Source organism: Pseudomonas sp. Root569, from assembly GCF_001427465.1.
Classification (GTDB): domain Bacteria; phylum Pseudomonadota; class Gammaproteobacteria; order Pseudomonadales; family Pseudomonadaceae; genus Aquipseudomonas; species Aquipseudomonas synxantha.
In genome coordinates this window covers 110,958-128,149 of record NZ_LMGQ01000003.1, presented here as the reverse complement: position 1 = coordinate 128,149, position 17,192 = coordinate 110,958, and the positions used below count along the sequence as shown (strand labels likewise).

Sequence of the window (17,192 nt, the reverse complement as noted above, 5' to 3'; positions counted from 1 at the left end):
AAGCTGATCAGGCGTTCTAATAGGTGAGAGGAACGGGACGTACGAGCCGAAAGTAACCGCGAGTAGCCCCCCTAGGCGGCGAGCTGAAGGGCTGCGCTCAGGGCACGTTGTTTGATCACTGCCCCTTGGCCGAACCAGGCCGAGTCCATGCGGTACTCATTACTCCGAGCCCGTCGTTCATGGTCGACGTACTCGGTGACGGCGTTGAGCAAGCCCCAAGCCGTTCCGCGAGATGATTCCAGCGTTGCGCCGCGACCTTGACCTTCATACAGTTCTTGGACTTTACGCAGCGCCCGTTCGTTGGGGAGGACTTCCGGTAACGTGCTGTGTGGGGAGACGTCACACAACACGTTCATGAAGAAACCCATTGCCTCATGCCACTGCACTTTGCGTTCAGCCAAATTCCGCATCCGGTACATAAACTCATCCCATTGCGAAACGGCGATGCCCAACTGCTTTTTCACCACTTGCGGATCAAAGCGGGTGTTATGAGGCACTTTGATCGCACGGGTCGTACCATCAAGAGCGATGGTCAGGGTGTTGTTGCAGACCACCCGAACCGTGGTTGGCGTCGCTGTGGTGGCTAGGGTTCCATCGCAGGAGGTGGCCAATAATAGGTAGCCGTTTACCTGGTCATGGCCTTTCAATTCGGCCGTTTGTCCGGTACGTGCCAACGCCCAAAACTTGCGACCACCTTTCAGCACGCCCGCCGTTTCCAGCTCGTAGCCGGATACTTCAGTTAGATCTCGGTAGAACTCCAGGACCTCACGCGGTTGTACGATTTGGTACCGGTTGGACACGACGGAGAGCGGTGCCTTGGTATCGGAGCGGTAAAGCACTTTTTGTTCCGGGAACGAGTGGATGGTTCCCAATGGGCCGATGCTGTCAGCCTTGAAGTGAACTGGGCTTTCTTGAATCTTCCAATCCATGCCGGCTTCGCGTTGCCAGATTTCCAGCGGTTGCTTCTCGGAAAGGCGACTGCCCAGACCATGCCAGGGAGTAGCGCCGACGTAAGCCATTTGTTCGATCAGGTGTGCCATGGGAATGTTTCCTTGCGAATAAAGGGGAGACGGCGCCTTTTCAGTGAGGCACGGCGCCTGTTCACAACGACTTAACGGTTGACGCTGAAGCTGTAACCGCACTCTAGGCACTGGAAGTTGTTCAGTACCTTGTCATCCATTTGTTCACCCAGCGTGGCGCCGGCAATCCCACCGGCGACCCCGCCGACCAGACCACCCAAAATCGCTCCAGCAAGACTGCCAATAGTGATCCCGACCGGCCCACCGACCACACCGATTACCGCACCGGCTTCCGCCGCCGACAAGGCTCCGGCGGCTCCACTGGCTGCACCGCCGGCGACCCCAATTAATCCACCCGCTTGTTTACCGATATTTTTCGTGACGACACGTCCAGAGTTGCAGCTAGGGCAGGGGGCATACATACGCAAATCCTCCAATGATGAGCGTGCTCAGCCAAAAGCAGGCACGCCAAATTCCCTGCCGCAATCAATACGGTAGGGTGTTCATCGAGGTGATATAGGTTTGAAATTTTTTTGAACTGAATTCAGATCGAATTAGGGAGCGTCTCGTCTCGAAAAAACTGTCTTGGAGCAAGTGATTTGGTTTTTTCTAAGTCGAATCGCCCATGCCGATGAAGAATTTGGTATCACGCGACAACCTGTCTGCAGGTTGCGATGAGGGTGCACAAGTCTCAAAGCTCGGAATTCAGCCATACCGCGTTGGAATTGCCTGATGTGCTGAATCCCGTGCTGACCAAGTAGCTTTTATACACCGTAATCACACGAGCCAAGGGCTGGTTCAGCCTGGTCGAGGCCAGGCCGAGGGAAGGTGCCGTGAGTCACAATGTGCAGCGTATCGGCGGGCTGGCGCCGCAATTGCAGGCTGAGCTGGAGAAGCGTCAGCGAACCTGAGTGGGGGCTTTGAAGCAATTGTAACCGGCATACTGCGCTTCGGTAGTGACCTTGGCCAGCCATGGTCGAGCTCACTGCTTGTACGGTAATGGTGAAGTTGGCTTGAGGGCCGGCGGTAGTAACTACACGTTGCATGAAGGTTAGGTAGGTTTTCATGGGGGCAGGCTCAAGTGAGTGGTGATGAACTCCGTGGACTGTCAACAAACAGCACAGATTTTTACGCCTTTTCATTTATTTCTAACTGTCGTCTCAGCAGAAACGGTTGGGGATGTGCGTGAGTAGTTGACCTGTGCAAACCCCCAGCATTTGTTCTCCTCCTTGGGCAACCTATGCTCGGCCCCTGTAGATGGTTGTGTTGACCTTCTTCGGGCTGGTGGCGTGTAACAATATCGTTTTAAAGTGATGGCCTTTTGCCGCTCTGTACCACAGAGCTGCGTATTCAGATCTGAGGGTGGCGTATGCAGGATGCGGACTCGTTGAAGCCCGGCTTCATGATTATTCACGGCAATCGCTTGGACGATTTGCGTGAGCTAGCGGTGAGCTGGATGCAGCGCTACCCGTTGGCCCCTCTGGAAAACGAAGTCGTGCTGGTGCACAGCAACGGCATTGCTCAATGGTTGAAGCTGGCGCTGGCTGAAGATCCGGATAACGGTGGCTGCGGTATCGCAGCAGCGTTGGATGTGCAACTTCCTGCGCGTTTCCTGTGGCAGGCTTACCGGTCTGTCTTGGGGGCCGAGACAACCCCCGAGTCTTCGCCGCTGGACAAGACTGCACTGAGTTGGCGTCTGATGCGCTTGCTGCCTCAATTGCTCAACAAAACCCATTTCAGCAGCTTGCAGCGTTTCCTTCAGGACGATGACGATCAGCGCAAGCGCCATCAACTATCCGAACGTCTGGCGGACCTGTTTGACCAATATCAGGTCTATCGCGCCGATTGGCTGGAGGACTGGGCGGCCGGGCGTGATCAGCTAAAGCACATCAAAGGCGGTGTGAAACCGCTGGATCCCGACAACCTGTGGCAGGCGGAGCTGTGGCGTGAAGTATTGGCGGATGTAGGCGAGGGCGCTCTTGAGCAGAGCCGTGCCGGTGTTCACAAGCGTTTTGTCGCACGCCTGCGTGAAGCAGGGCAGCCCCCGAATGGTTTACCTCGGCGTGTGGTGGTGTTTGGCATTTCATCTATGCCTGCACAGGTTTTGGAAGCCTTGGCCATACTCTCGCGCTACAGCCAGGTGTTGCTGTGCGTGCACAACCCTTGTCGCCATCACTGGGGCGATATCGTCGCTGACAAAGACTTGTTGGGCCATGCCTATCGCCGTCAGCCAAACAGAAGTGCCTCTATGGCGACGAGCCAACATGGCCAGCCTTTGCTCGCCGCGTGGGGTAGGCAAGGTCGCGACTACATCAATTTGCTCGACCACTATGACGAGCCGGCGAGTTATCGACACCTTTTCGAGGGCCTAAACGGCGGGCGTATCGATCTGTTCAATGACGAGCCACCTTCCAGCCTGCTGGGCCAATTGCAAAGCGACATTCTTGAATTGCGTCCGCTGGCTGAAACCCTCGAATTATGGGGCCCTGTCGATGTTGCACAGGATCGCTCGGTACGCTTTCACGTGGTCCATAGTGCGCAGCGTGAAGTGGAAGTGCTGCACGATCAGTTGCTCGCCCGCTTCAGCGCCAATCCCCAGCTAAGCCCGCGGGATGTGATTGTGATGGTTCCGGACATTAATGCGTATGCGCCGCATATCGAGGCCGTGTTCGGCCAGGTGCCACGTCATGACCCTCGTTATCTGCCGTTTACCTTGGCCGACCAGGGACAGCGTGGGCGCCAGCCATTGCTGATCGCCCTCGAACACTTGCTCAAACTGCCCCATAGCCGTTTCGCCGTCAGCGATATTCTCGACCTGCTGGATGTGCCGGCGGTGCGGGCGCGCTTCGGCATCAAGGAAGCGGATGTGCCGATCCTGCAGCGCTGGATCGATGGTGCCGGTGTGCGCTGGGGACTCAATGCGCAACAGCGCGAGAGCCTGGACATGCCCGCAGGCCTTGAGCAAAACACCTGGCGTTTCGGGATGCGCCGCATGCTGCTGGGTTACGCAGCCGGCCAAGGGCCCGAGCTGAATGGCATCGAGCCTTACGATGAAGTGTCCGGGCTGGAGGCGGCATTGGCAGGGCCTTTGTTGACCCTGCTCGATCACCTGGAAGTCGCCCGCGAAGATCTGCAGCAGCCAGCGACACCGGTGCTCTGGGTCGAGCGCCTGCAATCGCTGTTGAAGGTGTTCTTCCGTCCGGTGGGGGATGTCGAAGAATTACTGGTCAACCAGTTGCTCAGACTGCTCGATGACTGGCTGCGCACCTGTGAGTCCGCGCAATTCAACGAGCCTTTGCCGCTGAGCGTGATGCATGAAACCTGGCTATCCGGCATCGAGGATGGCGGCTTGTCGCAACGTTTTCTCGCCGGTGCGGTGAACTTCTGCACGTTGATGCCGATGCGTGCGATCCCTTTCAAAGTGGTGTGCCTGCTGGGCATGAACGATGGCGATTATCCGCGCCAACAGTCGCCAGTCGATTTCGACCTGATGCGTAACGATTACCGTCCCGGCGATCGCTCGCGCCGCGAGGATGACCGCTACCTGTTACTGGAGGCCTTGTTGTCGGCCCGGGAACAGCTGTATGTCAGTTGGGTTGGCCGCAACATCCGCGACAACAGTGAGCGCGTACCTTCGGTACTGGTCGGGCAACTGCGTGATCACCTGTCCAGCGGCTGGCGCTTGGCGCAGCCTGGCAAATTGCTGCATGCCTTGACCCAGGAACATCCGCTACAGCCTTTCAGCGCCGCCTACTTTGCCGACAAGCCGGGGCCGGACGGGCTGTTCACTTACTCGCACGAATGGCGTGAGGTGCATGATTCGCCAGATCAGCAGCCATCGGAAAACCTGTTGCCAGCGCTCGCCCAAGACACGCCTTTAACCCTGCGCCAACTGGCCGGGTTTGTGCGCGACCCCGTCGGGGCGTTCTTCCAGCAACGGCTCAAGGTCAACTTCGACAATGACGAATTGACCAGCCGCGACGACGAAACCTTTCAGCTCGACGGCCTTGAGAACTGGCAGCACCAGGACCGGCTCAGCCAGGCGCTCAAGCGTTGGGTTGAAGAGGATTATCAGCCTGAAGGCGCCGGGGCTGAGCTTGATCTGCACCTTCAGCGTTTGCAGCGCGAAGGCAAGTTGCCGTTGGGTGGCTTCGGCACGTTGAGCGCATCGGCCCTGGCCGAGCCGCTGCCGGATATGCTCGAGCGTTACCACGTGCAGTTGCAGGCGTGGCCGGAGGTCGAGGAGGGCCAAACCGCCGCAACGATCGCCGCTCATGAATCGGCCCCGGGATTGAGTGACTGGCTGGGCGGTATTCGCCGCAATGCCCAAGGTGAGCGTGCCTACTTGCAGCTGGACAGCAAGAAGCTGTGCAACGACGACAGTTGGCGCTGGCACAACCTGGTTCGACCCTGGGTGCGCCATCTGGCGTTGCAGCTGAGTGAGCCGGGCTGCACCTCGATTCTGGTCAGTTTGAATGGGGACGTGGTGTTCCGGCCAATGGCCCCGCAAGAGGCGCAGAAGCAGTTGAAATCGCTGCTCGAGGCCTGGGTAGCGGGCATGCGTGAACCGCTACCGATCGCCTGTAAAAGCGCATTCGCCTGGCTCGAAGAAGCGAAGGAGGGCGGGGAAGACAACGACTCGGCGTCCGAAAAGGCCCGCGAGACGTTCGAGGGCGGGTACATGCGCTCTGGCGAGGCAGACAGCTCCTTCGCCTTGCACCGTGCGTACGCGGATTTCGACCAACTGTGCGCCTCCGGTCATTTCACCTCATGGGCCAAGCGCCTGTATGGCGGCCTGTTCAATCATCTTTCTTCGAGCCGCGCAGGGAGCGACCAATGAATCCGCTGAATCTGAACCCCCTCGACTTTCCTTTGCATGGCAGCCGACTGATCGAAGCGAGTGCCGGAACCGGCAAAACCTTCACCATCGCCTTGTTGTACGTGCGCCTTGTGCTGGGTCATGGAGGCGAGGCCGCCTTCAAGGATCAGCTGACACCTCCGCAGATTCTGGTCGTAACCTTTACTGATGCCGCGACCCAGGAACTGCGCGACCGTATTCGTGCGCGCTTGACCGAAGCGGCGCTGTGCTTCCTGGAGCCTGATCACGAACACGACAATTTGCTGGAGCAACTGCGTGCCGATTACCCGCCGCAGGAATGGCCCAATTGCGCGCGCCGGTTGCAACTGGCAGGTGAGTGGATGGACGAGGCGGCGGTCTCGACCATTCATGGCTGGTGCTATCGGATGTTGCGTGAGCACGCCTTCGACAGTGGCAGCCTGTTTACTCAAACACTGGAAACCGACCAGAGCGAGCTGCTGGCGGAGGTGGTCAGGGATTATTGGCGTCGGCATTTCTATGCCTTGTCACCGGCGCTCTCCAAGGTGGTGGCCGATTGCTTCAAAACCCCGACTGATCTACAGAAGGCGCTCAGTCCTCTGCTATCGCGGGCAGACGCGGAGTTCCGGCAGGCAGGGGCATCGATCAGCGCTCCGGCACGATTGGATGCGCTTCTGCAGTCCCCTATCGATTGGGAGCAGCGATGTGTTGCGCTTGAGGACCGTGCCAGAGCTGAGTGGTCGCGAGATGTCGCCGGGATAAATACGCTGCTGCGTGATGTACGAACGAAGTTGAGCGGAAAATCCTATCCAACCAAGACTCCCGAAACTTTCGAGCAGATGCTTGGTGAAATCGCGAAATGGAGCCTGGGAGACGAAGCCTGTGCTCATGTTCGCAAGTGTGGGCAAACCCGGTTCAGTGTGAACAAAGGCGGCGTTGTCAGCGTGCACCCCGCTTTTCAGGCCATCGATACGTGGGTCGATCATCTGGAGTCAAAAACCGAGGTGCGCGCGCAACTGCTGCTGCATGCACTGCGTGAGGTGCAATGTTCGTTCAATGCCGAGAAAGTGCGCAGGGCGCAAATCGGTTTCGACGACCTGCTCAATCGCCTTGACCAGGCCTTGCAAGGCCCGTCGGGCCCGCGTCTGGCCGAGACCATTCGCAAGCAGTATCCGGTCGCCCTGATCGACGAATTCCAGGACACCGACCCGGTTCAGTACCGGATTTTCGAAACCATTTACCGCATTCCCGACAACCTGGATGACTGCGGCCTGTTCATGATCGGCGACCCGAAACAGGCGATCTATTCCTTTCGCGGTGCGGATATTTACACCTACCTCCAGGCGCGAAAAGCCACGGCTGGCCGTCACTACACACTGGGGACCAACTATCGTTCCACCAAGGCGATGGTCGAGGCGGCCAACCATTGCTTCCGCTACGCTGAAGCCCAGCCTCGGGGCGCGTTTCGGTTTGCCACGCAAGATCAGGACAACCCTGTACCGTTCATCAGCGTCCATGCCAATGGGCGCGACGATGTGCTGCAGGTCATCGGTACGAATCAACAGGCCCTCACGTTCTGGCAGCTGAAAACCGAGGGTGTGATCAATAGCGCCACCTACTTGCGTAAAGCCGCTGAAGCTTCGGCGTCGGCGATTCAGGCCTGGCTTGATCCCGCTGCAACCCAGCGTTCCGGTTTACTGAAGGGCAACGGTGAATTCGTTGCTCTGCGGCCCGCCGATATCGCCATTCTGGTGCGCAATCGCAAGGAGGCCGAAGCCATCCGTAAAGCCCTGGCCCATCGGCAACTGGCCAGCGTCTATCTCTCCGACAGAGACTCGGTCTTTGAAAGCGAAGAGGCCAAGGACCTTTTGTATATCTTGCGTGCGTGCGCTCAACCCACCAGCGATCGGCTGCTGCGAGCGGCAATGGCGACCCGCAGCGTCGGGCTGACATGGCAGACCCTGGAGCAATTGAATCAGGATGAGCTGTTCTGGGAACAACAGGTTCTGCTGTTCAGGGATTTTCGCGTGTTGTGGCAGCAACAGGGCGTGCTGCCGATGCTGCGAAAACTGCTTGCCACGTTCAAGGTCCCGGCCCGTTTGCTTCTGGAAGACCAGGGGGAGCGTCGCCTGACCAACCTGTTGCACCTGGCCGAGTGGTTGCAGCGCAGCGCCGCCGAACTCGATGGCGAGCATGCGCTGATCCGTCATCTGGCCGAGCAGATGGATGGCCAGAGCGAAGAAGAAATTCTGCGCCTGGAAAGCGATTCGGACCTGATCAAGGTCATCACCGTGCACAAATCCAAAGGCCTGGAATACCCCTTGGTGCTGCTGCCGTTCGCCTGTAGCGCAAGGGAGATCGATGGCAAAAGCACAACACCGCCGATGTTTCACGACAACATGGATCTGGTCATCGAGCTGGCCAAAGGTAAACAGGCCGAGACGGCACAAGGGTGTGCCAACGATGAGCGCATGGGCGAAGAAATGCGCCTGCTTTACGTTGCCCTGACCCGAGCCCGTTACGCCACCTGGATCTGCGTAGCGCCCAAGGGATTCAAGACCGGAGGAAAATCGACAGATCTGCATAAGGCAGGCCTGGGTTACATGCTGGCGGGGGAGAAGCCGATAGCCCCAGAGAGTCTGCCCGGCGTGGTCGAGGCACTGGCCAGTGGCTGCCCGGACATTGAGGTGTGCGCAGCGCCAGCACCATCGGAAAATGTTCACACGGCACCCACTCCACCACCGGTGGGGCCAGCCTTGCGGCCCTTGCACAAGCTCGCGGCAAATTGGTGGATTGCCAGTTACTCGGCCTTGGCCATTGCCGACGGATATGTCCTGATGGGGGCGGAGCCGGGTATCAGCCTGGAGCCGGCGACCGCGCTGGAAGCCAACTTGCAGGAAGAGGACGAAGCTGAAGCCTTGCCGGCAGGGGCCGGGATTCACGGTTTCCCTCGGGGCGCAGGACCTGGCACCTTTCTCCATGGACTGTTCGAATGGGCCGGTCGCGAAGGTTTTGCCAAGACCGCTGGAGATCCAATAACCCTCCATAACACCGTTGCCCGACGCTGCAACCTGCGCGACTGGGAAACCTGGATCGAGCCACTGTCCGCCTGGCTGGGCAGCTATCTGAATGCACCGCTGCGGTTCAACGGTACCCAATGCAAACTCTCGACCCTGAGCACCTATCAGGTGGAGATGGAGTTCTGGTTTTCCAGCCGGTCGGTGAACGTTCAGCGCCTTGATGCACTGGTGCGCCAATACACGTTGGGTGGTGCACCGCGTCCAGTACTGGCCGCCAATGAGTTGAACGGCATGTTCAAAGGCTTCATCGACCTGACCTTTGAGCATCAAGGTCGCTACTACGTGGCGGACTACAAGTCCAACTGGCTGGGCGGTAACGATCAGGCCTACGACGCCGAGGCGATGGCCGAGACCATGCTGAACAAACGTTACGACCTGCAGTTGTGCCTCTACCTGCTGGCGTTGCATCGTCAGCTCAAGCTGCGCCTTGCGGGATATGACTACGAAGAGCACATGGGCGGGGCGGTATACCTGTTCGTTCGTGGGCACCAGGCGCCCACCCATGGTGTGCATTTCGAACGACCGCCACGGCAGTTGATTGAACAACTGGACCAACTCTTCATGGGCCAACACGCGGAGGTCAGCGCATGAGCCAGACCCTTAAGCAACTGAGCAACAGTCAGCGCAACGTTGATCACCCGCCGTTGTTCGTTGGCGATGCCGACAGCAGTGAGCTGCTGCATCAACTCGACAATTGGGTGAGCCGAGGCTGGTTGCGCGCACTGGATCGCTCATTCGCCACCTTCATACTTGAACAGGATCCCCAGGCCCAGGCCAGTGTGTTGCTGGCTGCCGCGATGACCAGTCATCAACTGGGTCGCGGGCATTCCTGCCTGGATCTGGTCGCTACCCTGCAAGCGCCTGACTTTGTGTTGTCGTTACCTCCTGAAGGGGAGGAGGGCGGCCAATTACCATCGCAATGGTTGCTGGGCCTGGATGTCGCGCAATGGCGCCGGGCGTTGTGCTTGAGCACGATGGTGGAGGATCGGGACGAGCCGCAGCGATTCCCGGAGCGGCCGCTGGTGTTGACCGGACAGCGCCTGTACCTGCGTCGTTACTGGAACTATGAGCGCAGCATTGCCCAGGCGCTGAGCGCTCGTTTGAGCGTGAACGCGGTAACACCGGAAAAACTTTCCAATCGGCTCGATGCCCTGTTCCCTGATACCTTCGAAGTTAACGGTGAACGCCGCAGCGACTGGCAAAAAATTGCCTGTGCACTGGCGACGCGAGGCAATTTCAGTGTCATCACCGGTGGCCCCGGCACCGGCAAGACCACTTCGGTCGTGCGCTTGCTGGGGCTGCTGCAAACACCGGCCGTGGAGGAAGGAAAACCGCTGCGCATTCGCCTCGCCGCCCCCACCGGCAAGGCAGCAGCACGCTTGTCCGAATCCATCGGCAAGGCGGTCCGTGAATTGCCTGTGAGCGTCCCGGTGCGTGAGGCGATTCCGACCGATGTTTCTACTTTGCACCGATTGCTGGGCAGTCGACCGGATTCGCGCAACTTCATTCACCACCGGGATAAGCCACTGGAGCTGGATGTATTGGTGGTCGATGAAGCGTCAATGATTGACCTGGAAATGATGGCTTGCCTGCTCGATGCCTTGCCTCGGCAGGCGCGCTTGATCCTGTTGGGTGACAAGGATCAGCTGGCATCGGTGGATGCAGGCTCCGTGTTGGGCGACCTTTGTCGCAACGCTGAAGCCGGCGGCTATAGCGAGCAAACAGTGGCCTGGCTGGAAGCCCACAGTGGCGAGTCGGTCAGCGCTCCGGGGTTGCAAACGGCAGTCGGTGCTGGCGATCCGCTGGCCCAGCAAACCGTCATGCTGCGCTACTCCCGACGCTTCGACGCCCAGCAGGGCATTGGGCGTCTGGCCAAACTGGTCAATGAGAAAAATGCCGCCGAAGCACGAGGCCTGCTTGATCAGCAATTGCCTCAGCTGTTCAACCTCAAGTTGCGAGGCGAGCATGATGCCGCACTCACCGAGTTGATTATCAACGGCAAAGGCGATGCTCCTGGTTATCGCCATTACCTTGAGCAGCTACGAGACCAGCGTCCTGCGAAAGACACTCCCTGGGACAGTGCCCTCTGGGCCGGTTGGGCTGGCAAAGTATTGGGCGCGTTTGATGAGTTCCGTCTGCTCTGTGCGCTGCGTCGCGGGCCTTGGGGTGTCGAGGGACTGAATCAACGAGTGGCCGCCGAACTGCGCCGCTGTGAGTTGTTGTCGGGGGACCAGGGTTGGTACGAAGGGCGACCGGTACTGGTCACCCGCAATGATTACAGCCTGAGCTTGATGAATGGTGACATCGGCATTGCTCTCTGGGTACCGGGTCCCTCTGCAGTACGGGTTCTACGTGTAGCCTTCCCGCGAAACGATGGCAGCGGCGGCGTACGTTTCGTGATGCCGAGTCGGCTAGTGGAGGTTGAGACCGTTTTCGCCATGACGGTGCACAAGTCCCAGGGGTCGGAGTTCAACCATACGGCTCTGGTATTGCCCGATGCGCTGAACCCTGTGCTGACCAAGGAGCTGTTGTACACCGCCATCACCCGTGCCAAGCAATGGTTCAGCCTGGTCGAAGCCAGTCCGGGCGTATTTGAAGGGGCGGTCAGTCGCAATGTGCAGCGAACCAGTGGGCTGGCGCTGCAACTGCAAGATGAGCTGGCAAAACTTCAACGCACCTGAGTGGGTGCGTTCAGGCATTTGTAGCCTGGGTACTGGGCTTCAGCGGTGACCTTTGCCATGGCAGAGGTCACCGCTTGAACCGTGATGGTGAAGTTGGCTTGGGGGCCGGCGGTGGCAACTACACGTTGCATAAAGGCTTTGTAGGTTTTCATGGCGCTGTCCTCGATGGCGGTGGGATTACGCTGCTTCGCCGTTACCACGCTTGCTGGTGATCTTTACCGCTCGACCGAGCGCAAAGAGCAGCATGTCGATGTTTACTACGAATCCCGGTTCCGAATCCTGACGCACTTTAAAGTGCTTCGAGAGCCAGCCTTTGTAGCGTTCGATGCAGGCGACATCGTTGTCCCAGTTGATCTTCTTGCGAATGGTCTTGATCTTGGAAAAGTCTGGGTCGTTGATCTGCTCATAGAGTTCGAAGGCACGAAGCACGTGCTGATCGACAATGGATTCCGAGCGATCAGCCAGGTGCCGACCGAACTGTCTGAATACCTGGCCTGGGCCGTTAGTCAGCGATGTTGGTCTGACATCGGCTGCACCTTTGATGATGTGCGCCACCTTTTGCAGGTCGCCATTTTTCCAGACTAGGGCGAAGAGCAGCTTTTCCAGAGGTGTTTCCAGTTTGGCGCTGAGGTCCGCATGCAAGCGAAGATCGTTGCCAACCTTAGTCATGAGGGAACTGATGTCGTGGTCCGTCAACTTCAACTGCAATTCTGGGTATTTGTTGCGGTCCATCTGCCATTTTTCCAGCAGGGGATCGGACGTCAGTATCTTTTTCAGGTCGGACACTTTGTCGGCGTTCAGTATCTCGGTGAACGTGGTTTCCACCAGCTCCAGGGCTTCCAGATTATTCAATATCGTGTTCTCTCGTGGGGTCTGATACAGAGCTTGATTCACTCGTGCGACAGATCATGTCGCACTGCGTCAGGGCTCGGTATTTTTTGGAGTCGAGTGCCAGCGGCAAGGTTGTCGCGAACAGGGCAGTCGAAAGGGACCGGTATCAGTCATACAGCCAGGGTTTCAACTCCTTCAGGTTCTCCACCACGATCTGTTGCGCCTCTGGTTTCGGGTCCATGTTCTTTGGATCAATCTGATAGCGCTGCAATACATACTTGACCAACGCCTGGCGACAGGGAATCTGCAGTCGCCCATCGACCATCCCGAAATCCTCCTGGATTATCGCTTTTTGCATCACCGTCAGACGCTCATCGGGTTTGATGATGACGTTGACTTCGCTATTCCACTGGTCGTCGTCCGAGAGGCCATTCTCGGTTTCGCCGTCCATCAACTCAGGGACCCCGCGTAGTCGGCTCAGTACAAAGTCCCGGTACTCGCGGTTTTTTTCGCAGTAGGCGCGCACATGCCAGCGCATGCCTGTGTAAACCAGCGTATGCGGTGCGATGGTTCGCCCTTCAGGTTCGGGGCTGTTGAGCGAAACGTAGTCGATGTCCAGACGCAGATGCTCCCGGCAAGCCTTGAGCAGTGGGCGCAGTATCTCGGCCTTGATCGAGCGATCCGGCACCTCCAGCACTTTGGTATGGGCGTAGGCCAACGCCAGCCCCTCAACGTGTGGCGCTCGGGCATTGTTCTGGTAAAGCAGGTGCAGGTAGGCGCTGGCACTGTCGTCGATGAACAGGGGCTTGAACTGTTTGCCCGGCACGTACCCCTTGATCTGTCGATCATATGTAAGGTTTTTGGGCGCATGCTCGGTGATGTACGTATTGATGTCCTTTGACGCCTGCTGGCGGCTGATGCCGAAGCTCTGCATCAAGTGCACCGTGGTCAGCCGGCCTTCCCACCAGGCGACGGTTTCAATCAGACGATAGCGAAGGGCGAGGTCCCAACGGACCTGCTCGATGGTTTGCTTGCGTTTCATGTCGCCTCCATGTGAGTGAATACTTTACCTGTATAAGTCTACATTCTAGACGTGTCGTTTAACACTACATATCGTGACTCTGGCAGGTTTGGAGTTTACGACATGAGGGACATGTTTATGGATGGTTGGGATTGGACGGCGTCGGTAGCGATGCTGATGCTGTTGATGATCCTGCTGATGCTTTTGGTGCAGTATCTGCAGACTAACAAAGCCTGGAGATTGCTCGAGCATTGGCATGCGACCACGAAGGAGCGCCAGCAGCGGCTGAGCTGGCACGCCGAAGAGAATCGCGAGTTGAAATCGGCACTTCGGGCTGAGAAGGCTCATGTGGAGCAGTTGCAGCGCAAGGTGGAGATTCTGCAGGCTTTACTGCCCTAGGTGTGAGGCACGAGTGCCTTGATTCAAGGTCCTCGTGATTGGCGCCGATACGGTATTAACATCAGGAGGGCGCATGCTCGATTCGCTGGAAATTTGCAGGCTTCTGGAAGGCCATGGTTGCAGCTTGAAGTACAAAGAAAAGGCCTACGCTAGAGGCTATGAGCACCCTGCGCTTGAGTACCCGCTATTCGTCAAGCATAAAGCTATCGGCGCCGTCGGACTCCAACCATTGGTTTTGCACCCGGCATACCGCAAGTCAGTGCATTGGGAGCAAATCAAGGCATTGACGCAGGGCGCTCCCAATGAGAACTATAAAAGCACCAGCCTGGAAGTATTTCCGCGCGCGCTCGACTCAACCAGCAATACAGGTATTGCGGTCAATTGTGCGGATGATGAAGACTTGCGCAGCCTGTTCGCAGTGCTTACCGGCGAATCGACGGCCTTCGAGCAAGGTTTGGAAGATGAATTCAGCCTGATTGAGATATTCGAGCAATCATCATTTGGGCAGCAAATTGAGAGTACCGAGCGCGAAGCCATTATTCGAGCGCGGGTAGGACAAAGCGTTTATCGCCAAGCTCTGCTTAAGCATTGGCAAGGTTGCGCCGTTAGCGGTATAGCGCTTGCTTCCATGTTGCGTGCTTCTCACATCAAGCCTTGGCGTGACGCGACGCATCTGGAGCGCCTCGATCCCTTTAACGGACTGCTTCTGACGCCCAACCTGGATCAAGCCTTTGACCAGGGGCTGATCAGCTTCACCGACGAGGGCGATATTATTATTGCGCAAACCTTGAGCGCTGAACTGCAACGGGCACTTGGTATTACCCCGCAATGCCGATTGCGTAGCCTTCATGACCGTCATTTGAACTACTTGGCCTGGCATCGCGAGCACGTATTCAGTGGCTAGTGGCTCGTGTTAATCGTTTGCCTGAAAGGTGATGGGCCAGGAACCAGTGTCAGAGGCTGGATTCTCCTGGGAGGCGGTGTAACTCCGCATGTAAATAATTAGCAGAGACGCTATATGGGCGCGGTCGCCCAACAAGACAATAAGGGGCATGATTGGTGGCGGTAGATCTGAGGGACAACACAAATCTGAAGGCAGCCTGCGAGGCGGTATTGGCGCACAATCGCGAATTGCCCTGGTATCAGAACTGGCTGAAAAAACTGTCGGAGTTCCTTCGTAAGGTACAAGACGCTGATCAGGAGGAGTTTTGTAGTCCAGCGTTTCAAGAGCTGCTGTGGGAAAGTGAGGTTATTACTACAACGGGCATGGGCACGGTCAATGTGTCAGAGGTGATTGCCGATCCTAGAGTCGCCGAATGCCTTTGGAATCTTCGGGCATCGCTAAAAACTGTTGACGCTCACCTTCATGATCAGGTGCTCAACGAAGGCTGGCGCGAGTTGAATCAACTCGTCGCTCCACCCGCTGTGCGGCGTAACCCTCGGCTCAAAAAGTATCGTCTCTTCGCCGCGTTGTGCCCAACAGAACTGACCACACTCGCTCACTATCCCAAATTGCGTACTTTGGCGTCGTTGATAGGCGTCGGAGGTTCGGAGCGTGATCTTTCTCTGCACCAGGGCGTACTTGAACGCTTGAACGATGTTTTGGGTAATCGGGAAGAAGGGCTATCAACACCGTCGCTGGAGCGTATGACCCTACCTTGGCTGCTCTATATGAAATTCGTCCAGGAGCAGGAAGCCGAAGCCACGGAAATCGCTGACCCCAGCACGGGCCAGGAGCGTCTAAATCCTTTACCTGCTGAGCGCCGACGCCGCGGCATGCTAGCCATTGGTGGTGGTATCGCGACCATCCGGGCGATCATTGAGTTCGCCAAAGAGGGGTGCAAACGAGAGGACCTGGTGGAGCACATGCGCTCGATCAACCCAAGTCACGCGACCTCAAGCATCCGAACGCAACTCAACTCACTCATTGCCGAATGGGGCGTGCTGCGGGCTCAAGGCGAGGAGATCCATCTGACACCGCGAGGTGAGGGTCTGCTGGAGACAGGCGAGCCTGATGAAGTATCGGACTGGCTGCTGACTCGGGTGCTCGGTGTTGATCATATGCTCTTTGCATTGCGCAACGGCCCAATGTCCGTCAGTGCGATGAATGAGGTGTTGAGAAAGGTGAACCCCGGGTGGACCAGCGACCGAGCATTGACCAGCCTGACCTTTTGGCTGCGTGCCCTGCAACTGGTCGAAACCAGAGCAGACAAACTGCAGCACTTGACCGAGCTTGGCGAAACCTGGGCAGCGCAAATCTACTGGGAACCCCAATCGCTTGCTCCGGAGGCGGGGAGCGTTGCAGCCAGCTTAGTGCCATCCAGTGAAGAGGCAGCGCCATTCGAGCGCCCCTCGCTGGAAACCATCCTGCGTAGTTTCCCGGAAGATATCGCCTTTCCGATCAGCCTGGTTGCCCGCCTTGATGCCGGACTGTGGAGTCATCAGCGCCGTCACTTCGCGGTGCTCACCGGGCTCAGCGGTGCCGGTAAGACGGTACTGGCGCGGGGGTACGCGCTTGCGTTGCACGAGGGGCAAACCCACCCCGCAGAGGGACTGCTGACGGTTCCCGTGCAGCCTGGTTGGCATGATCCCTCTTGCCTGCTGGGTTACGTCAATCCATTGAATAGCGAAAGCTACGTACGCACGGCATTCGTCGATTTCCTGCTGAGAGCCAGTGCCGACTCCGAGCGTCCATACACGGTTGTGCTGGACGAAATGAACCTGTCGCACCCGGAGCAATATTTGGCGCCGCTGCTTTCTGCCATGGAGACAGGTGATCACATTGAGCTCCATGCTCAGGACAATGATATCAGCGGTGTGCCGGCGACCATCATGTACCCGAGCAATCTGGTGATCATCGGCACCGTCAATATGGATGAAACGACACATGGTCTGAGCGACAAGGTGCTCGATCGGGCGGCAGTGATCGAGTTCTGGGATATCGATGTTGAAGCGTTCCCTGGCTGGAAAACCAGCGCGTTGGCCGAGGAACAAGTTGTTAGAGTGCGCGACACGCTCAAAGGGTTGGTCAAGGCCTTGCGCCCGGCACGCCTGCATTTTGGCTGGCGGACGATCCATGATGTTATCGGCTATATCGAGCAGGCCGAACGCGGTGGTGTGATTGACTTCGATACAGCATTGGATCAAGCCATCTACGCCAAAGTCCTGCCCAAACTTCGCGGTGAAGACACGCCGCGGGTCCAGGCCGCCTTCGCGGACACCAGCACCTTGTTGCGGGATATGAGGCTGGCGGACTCGGCAGCCAAAGTCGCCGAGTTGCAGGATGATTTGCGCTCTATGGGTTCCGCCCGGTTCTGGCGCTGA

At 57.8% G+C, this 17,192-nt stretch carries 11 protein-coding genes and 1 pseudogene; 7 read left to right on the top strand and 5 right to left on the bottom strand.

Features of this window, described 5'->3' with window-relative positions:
• Nucleotides 1–71: 71 nt before the first annotated feature.
• Nucleotides 72–1,040: a DUF932 domain-containing protein gene (locus ASD70_RS04275; protein ID WP_056845738.1), complete on the bottom strand. Its 969-nt coding sequence runs from the start codon at nt 1,038–1,040 to the stop codon at nt 72–74.
• A gap of 71 nt (nt 1,041–1,111) precedes the next feature.
• On the bottom strand, nt 1,112–1,441 hold the full coding sequence (locus ASD70_RS28100; RefSeq protein WP_017528834.1) for a hypothetical protein: 330 nt from the start codon (nt 1,439–1,441) through the stop codon (nt 1,112–1,114).
• A gap of 249 nt (nt 1,442–1,690) precedes the next feature.
• Between ASD70_RS28100 and ASD70_RS29240 the strand changes: the two are divergent.
• The 4 genes and pseudogenes from ASD70_RS29240 to recD form a co-directional block, all read left to right on the top strand.
• Nucleotides 1,691–1,930: pseudogene (locus tag ASD70_RS29240) on the top strand (ATP-binding domain-containing protein); the annotation flags it as partial.
• A gap of 458 nt (nt 1,931–2,388) precedes the next feature.
• Entirely contained in the window at nt 2,389–5,859 is a 3,471-nt protein-coding gene (recC, locus tag ASD70_RS04265) for an exodeoxyribonuclease V subunit gamma (protein WP_056845736.1), read from the top strand.
• A complete protein-coding gene (gene recB, locus ASD70_RS04260) occupies nt 5,856–9,527 on the top strand; it encodes an exodeoxyribonuclease V subunit beta (protein WP_017528832.1) in 3,672 nt (1,223 codons plus the stop codon). The genes recC and recB overlap by 4 nt, the downstream gene beginning before the upstream one ends.
• Entirely contained in the window at nt 9,524–11,617 is a 2,094-nt protein-coding gene (gene recD, locus ASD70_RS04255) for an exodeoxyribonuclease V subunit alpha (protein WP_056845735.1), read from the top strand. Before recB ends, recD begins: the two co-directional genes overlap by 4 nt.
• On the opposite strand, the gene ASD70_RS29110 is transcribed toward recD, so the two are convergent.
• From ASD70_RS29110 to ASD70_RS04245, 3 genes are all read right to left on the bottom strand, one after another.
• On the bottom strand, nt 11,605–11,769 hold the full coding sequence (locus ASD70_RS29110) for a hypothetical protein (RefSeq protein WP_017528830.1): 165 nt from the start codon (nt 11,767–11,769) through the stop codon (nt 11,605–11,607). The two genes, recD and ASD70_RS29110, sit on opposite strands and share 13 nt — an antisense overlap.
• Nucleotides 11,770–11,794: 25 nt before the next feature.
• The gene (locus tag ASD70_RS04250) at nt 11,795–12,469 is read right to left on the bottom strand and encodes a hypothetical protein (RefSeq protein ID WP_017528829.1); all 675 of its coding nucleotides are present in this window, start codon (nt 12,467–12,469) and stop codon (nt 11,795–11,797) included.
• A 145-nt stretch (nt 12,470–12,614) separates the two neighbouring features.
• Entirely contained in the window at nt 12,615–13,490 is an 876-nt protein-coding gene (locus ASD70_RS04245; protein ID WP_017528828.1) for a helix-turn-helix transcriptional regulator, read from the bottom strand.
• A gap of 102 nt (nt 13,491–13,592) precedes the next feature.
• On the opposite strand from ASD70_RS04245, the gene ASD70_RS04240 reads away from it, so the two are divergent.
• From ASD70_RS04240 to ASD70_RS04230, 3 genes are all read left to right on the top strand, one after another.
• A complete protein-coding gene (locus tag ASD70_RS04240) occupies nt 13,593–13,868 on the top strand; it encodes a hypothetical protein (RefSeq protein WP_017528827.1) in 276 nt (91 codons plus the stop codon).
• Nucleotides 13,869–13,941: 73 nt separating this feature from the next.
• Nucleotides 13,942–14,772: an HNH endonuclease gene (locus tag ASD70_RS04235; protein ID WP_017528826.1), complete on the top strand. Its 831-nt coding sequence runs from the start codon at nt 13,942–13,944 to the stop codon at nt 14,770–14,772.
• Nucleotides 14,773–14,927: 155 nt separating this feature from the next.
• The gene (locus ASD70_RS04230; protein WP_017528825.1) at nt 14,928–17,192 is read left to right on the top strand and encodes an McrB family protein; all 2,265 of its coding nucleotides are present in this window, start codon (nt 14,928–14,930) and stop codon (nt 17,190–17,192) included.

Excerpts from the sequence above, each read along its gene's own strand:
- recC (WP_056845736.1), top strand. The coding sequence starts at position 2,389 with ATGCAGGATGCGGACTCGTTGAAGCCCGGCTTCATGATTATTCACGGC.
- ASD70_RS28100 (WP_017528834.1), bottom strand. The coding sequence starts at position 1,441 with ATGTATGCCCCCTGCCCTAGCTGCAACTCTGGACGTGTCGTCACGAAA.
- ASD70_RS04240 (WP_017528827.1), top strand. The coding sequence starts at position 13,593 with ATGAGGGACATGTTTATGGATGGTTGGGATTGGACGGCGTCGGTAGCG.
- ASD70_RS04245 (WP_017528828.1), bottom strand. The coding sequence starts at position 13,490 with ATGAAACGCAAGCAAACCATCGAGCAGGTCCGTTGGGACCTCGCCCTT.
- ASD70_RS29110 (WP_017528830.1), bottom strand. The coding sequence starts at position 11,769 with ATGAAAACCTACAAAGCCTTTATGCAACGTGTAGTTGCCACCGCCGGC.
- recB (WP_017528832.1), top strand. The coding sequence starts at position 5,856 with ATGAATCCGCTGAATCTGAACCCCCTCGACTTTCCTTTGCATGGCAGC.
- ASD70_RS04235 (WP_017528826.1), top strand. The coding sequence starts at position 13,942 with ATGCTCGATTCGCTGGAAATTTGCAGGCTTCTGGAAGGCCATGGTTGC.
- ASD70_RS04275 (WP_056845738.1), bottom strand. The coding sequence starts at position 1,040 with ATGGCACACCTGATCGAACAAATGGCTTACGTCGGCGCTACTCCCTGG.
- recD (WP_056845735.1), top strand. The coding sequence starts at position 9,524 with ATGAGCCAGACCCTTAAGCAACTGAGCAACAGTCAGCGCAACGTTGAT.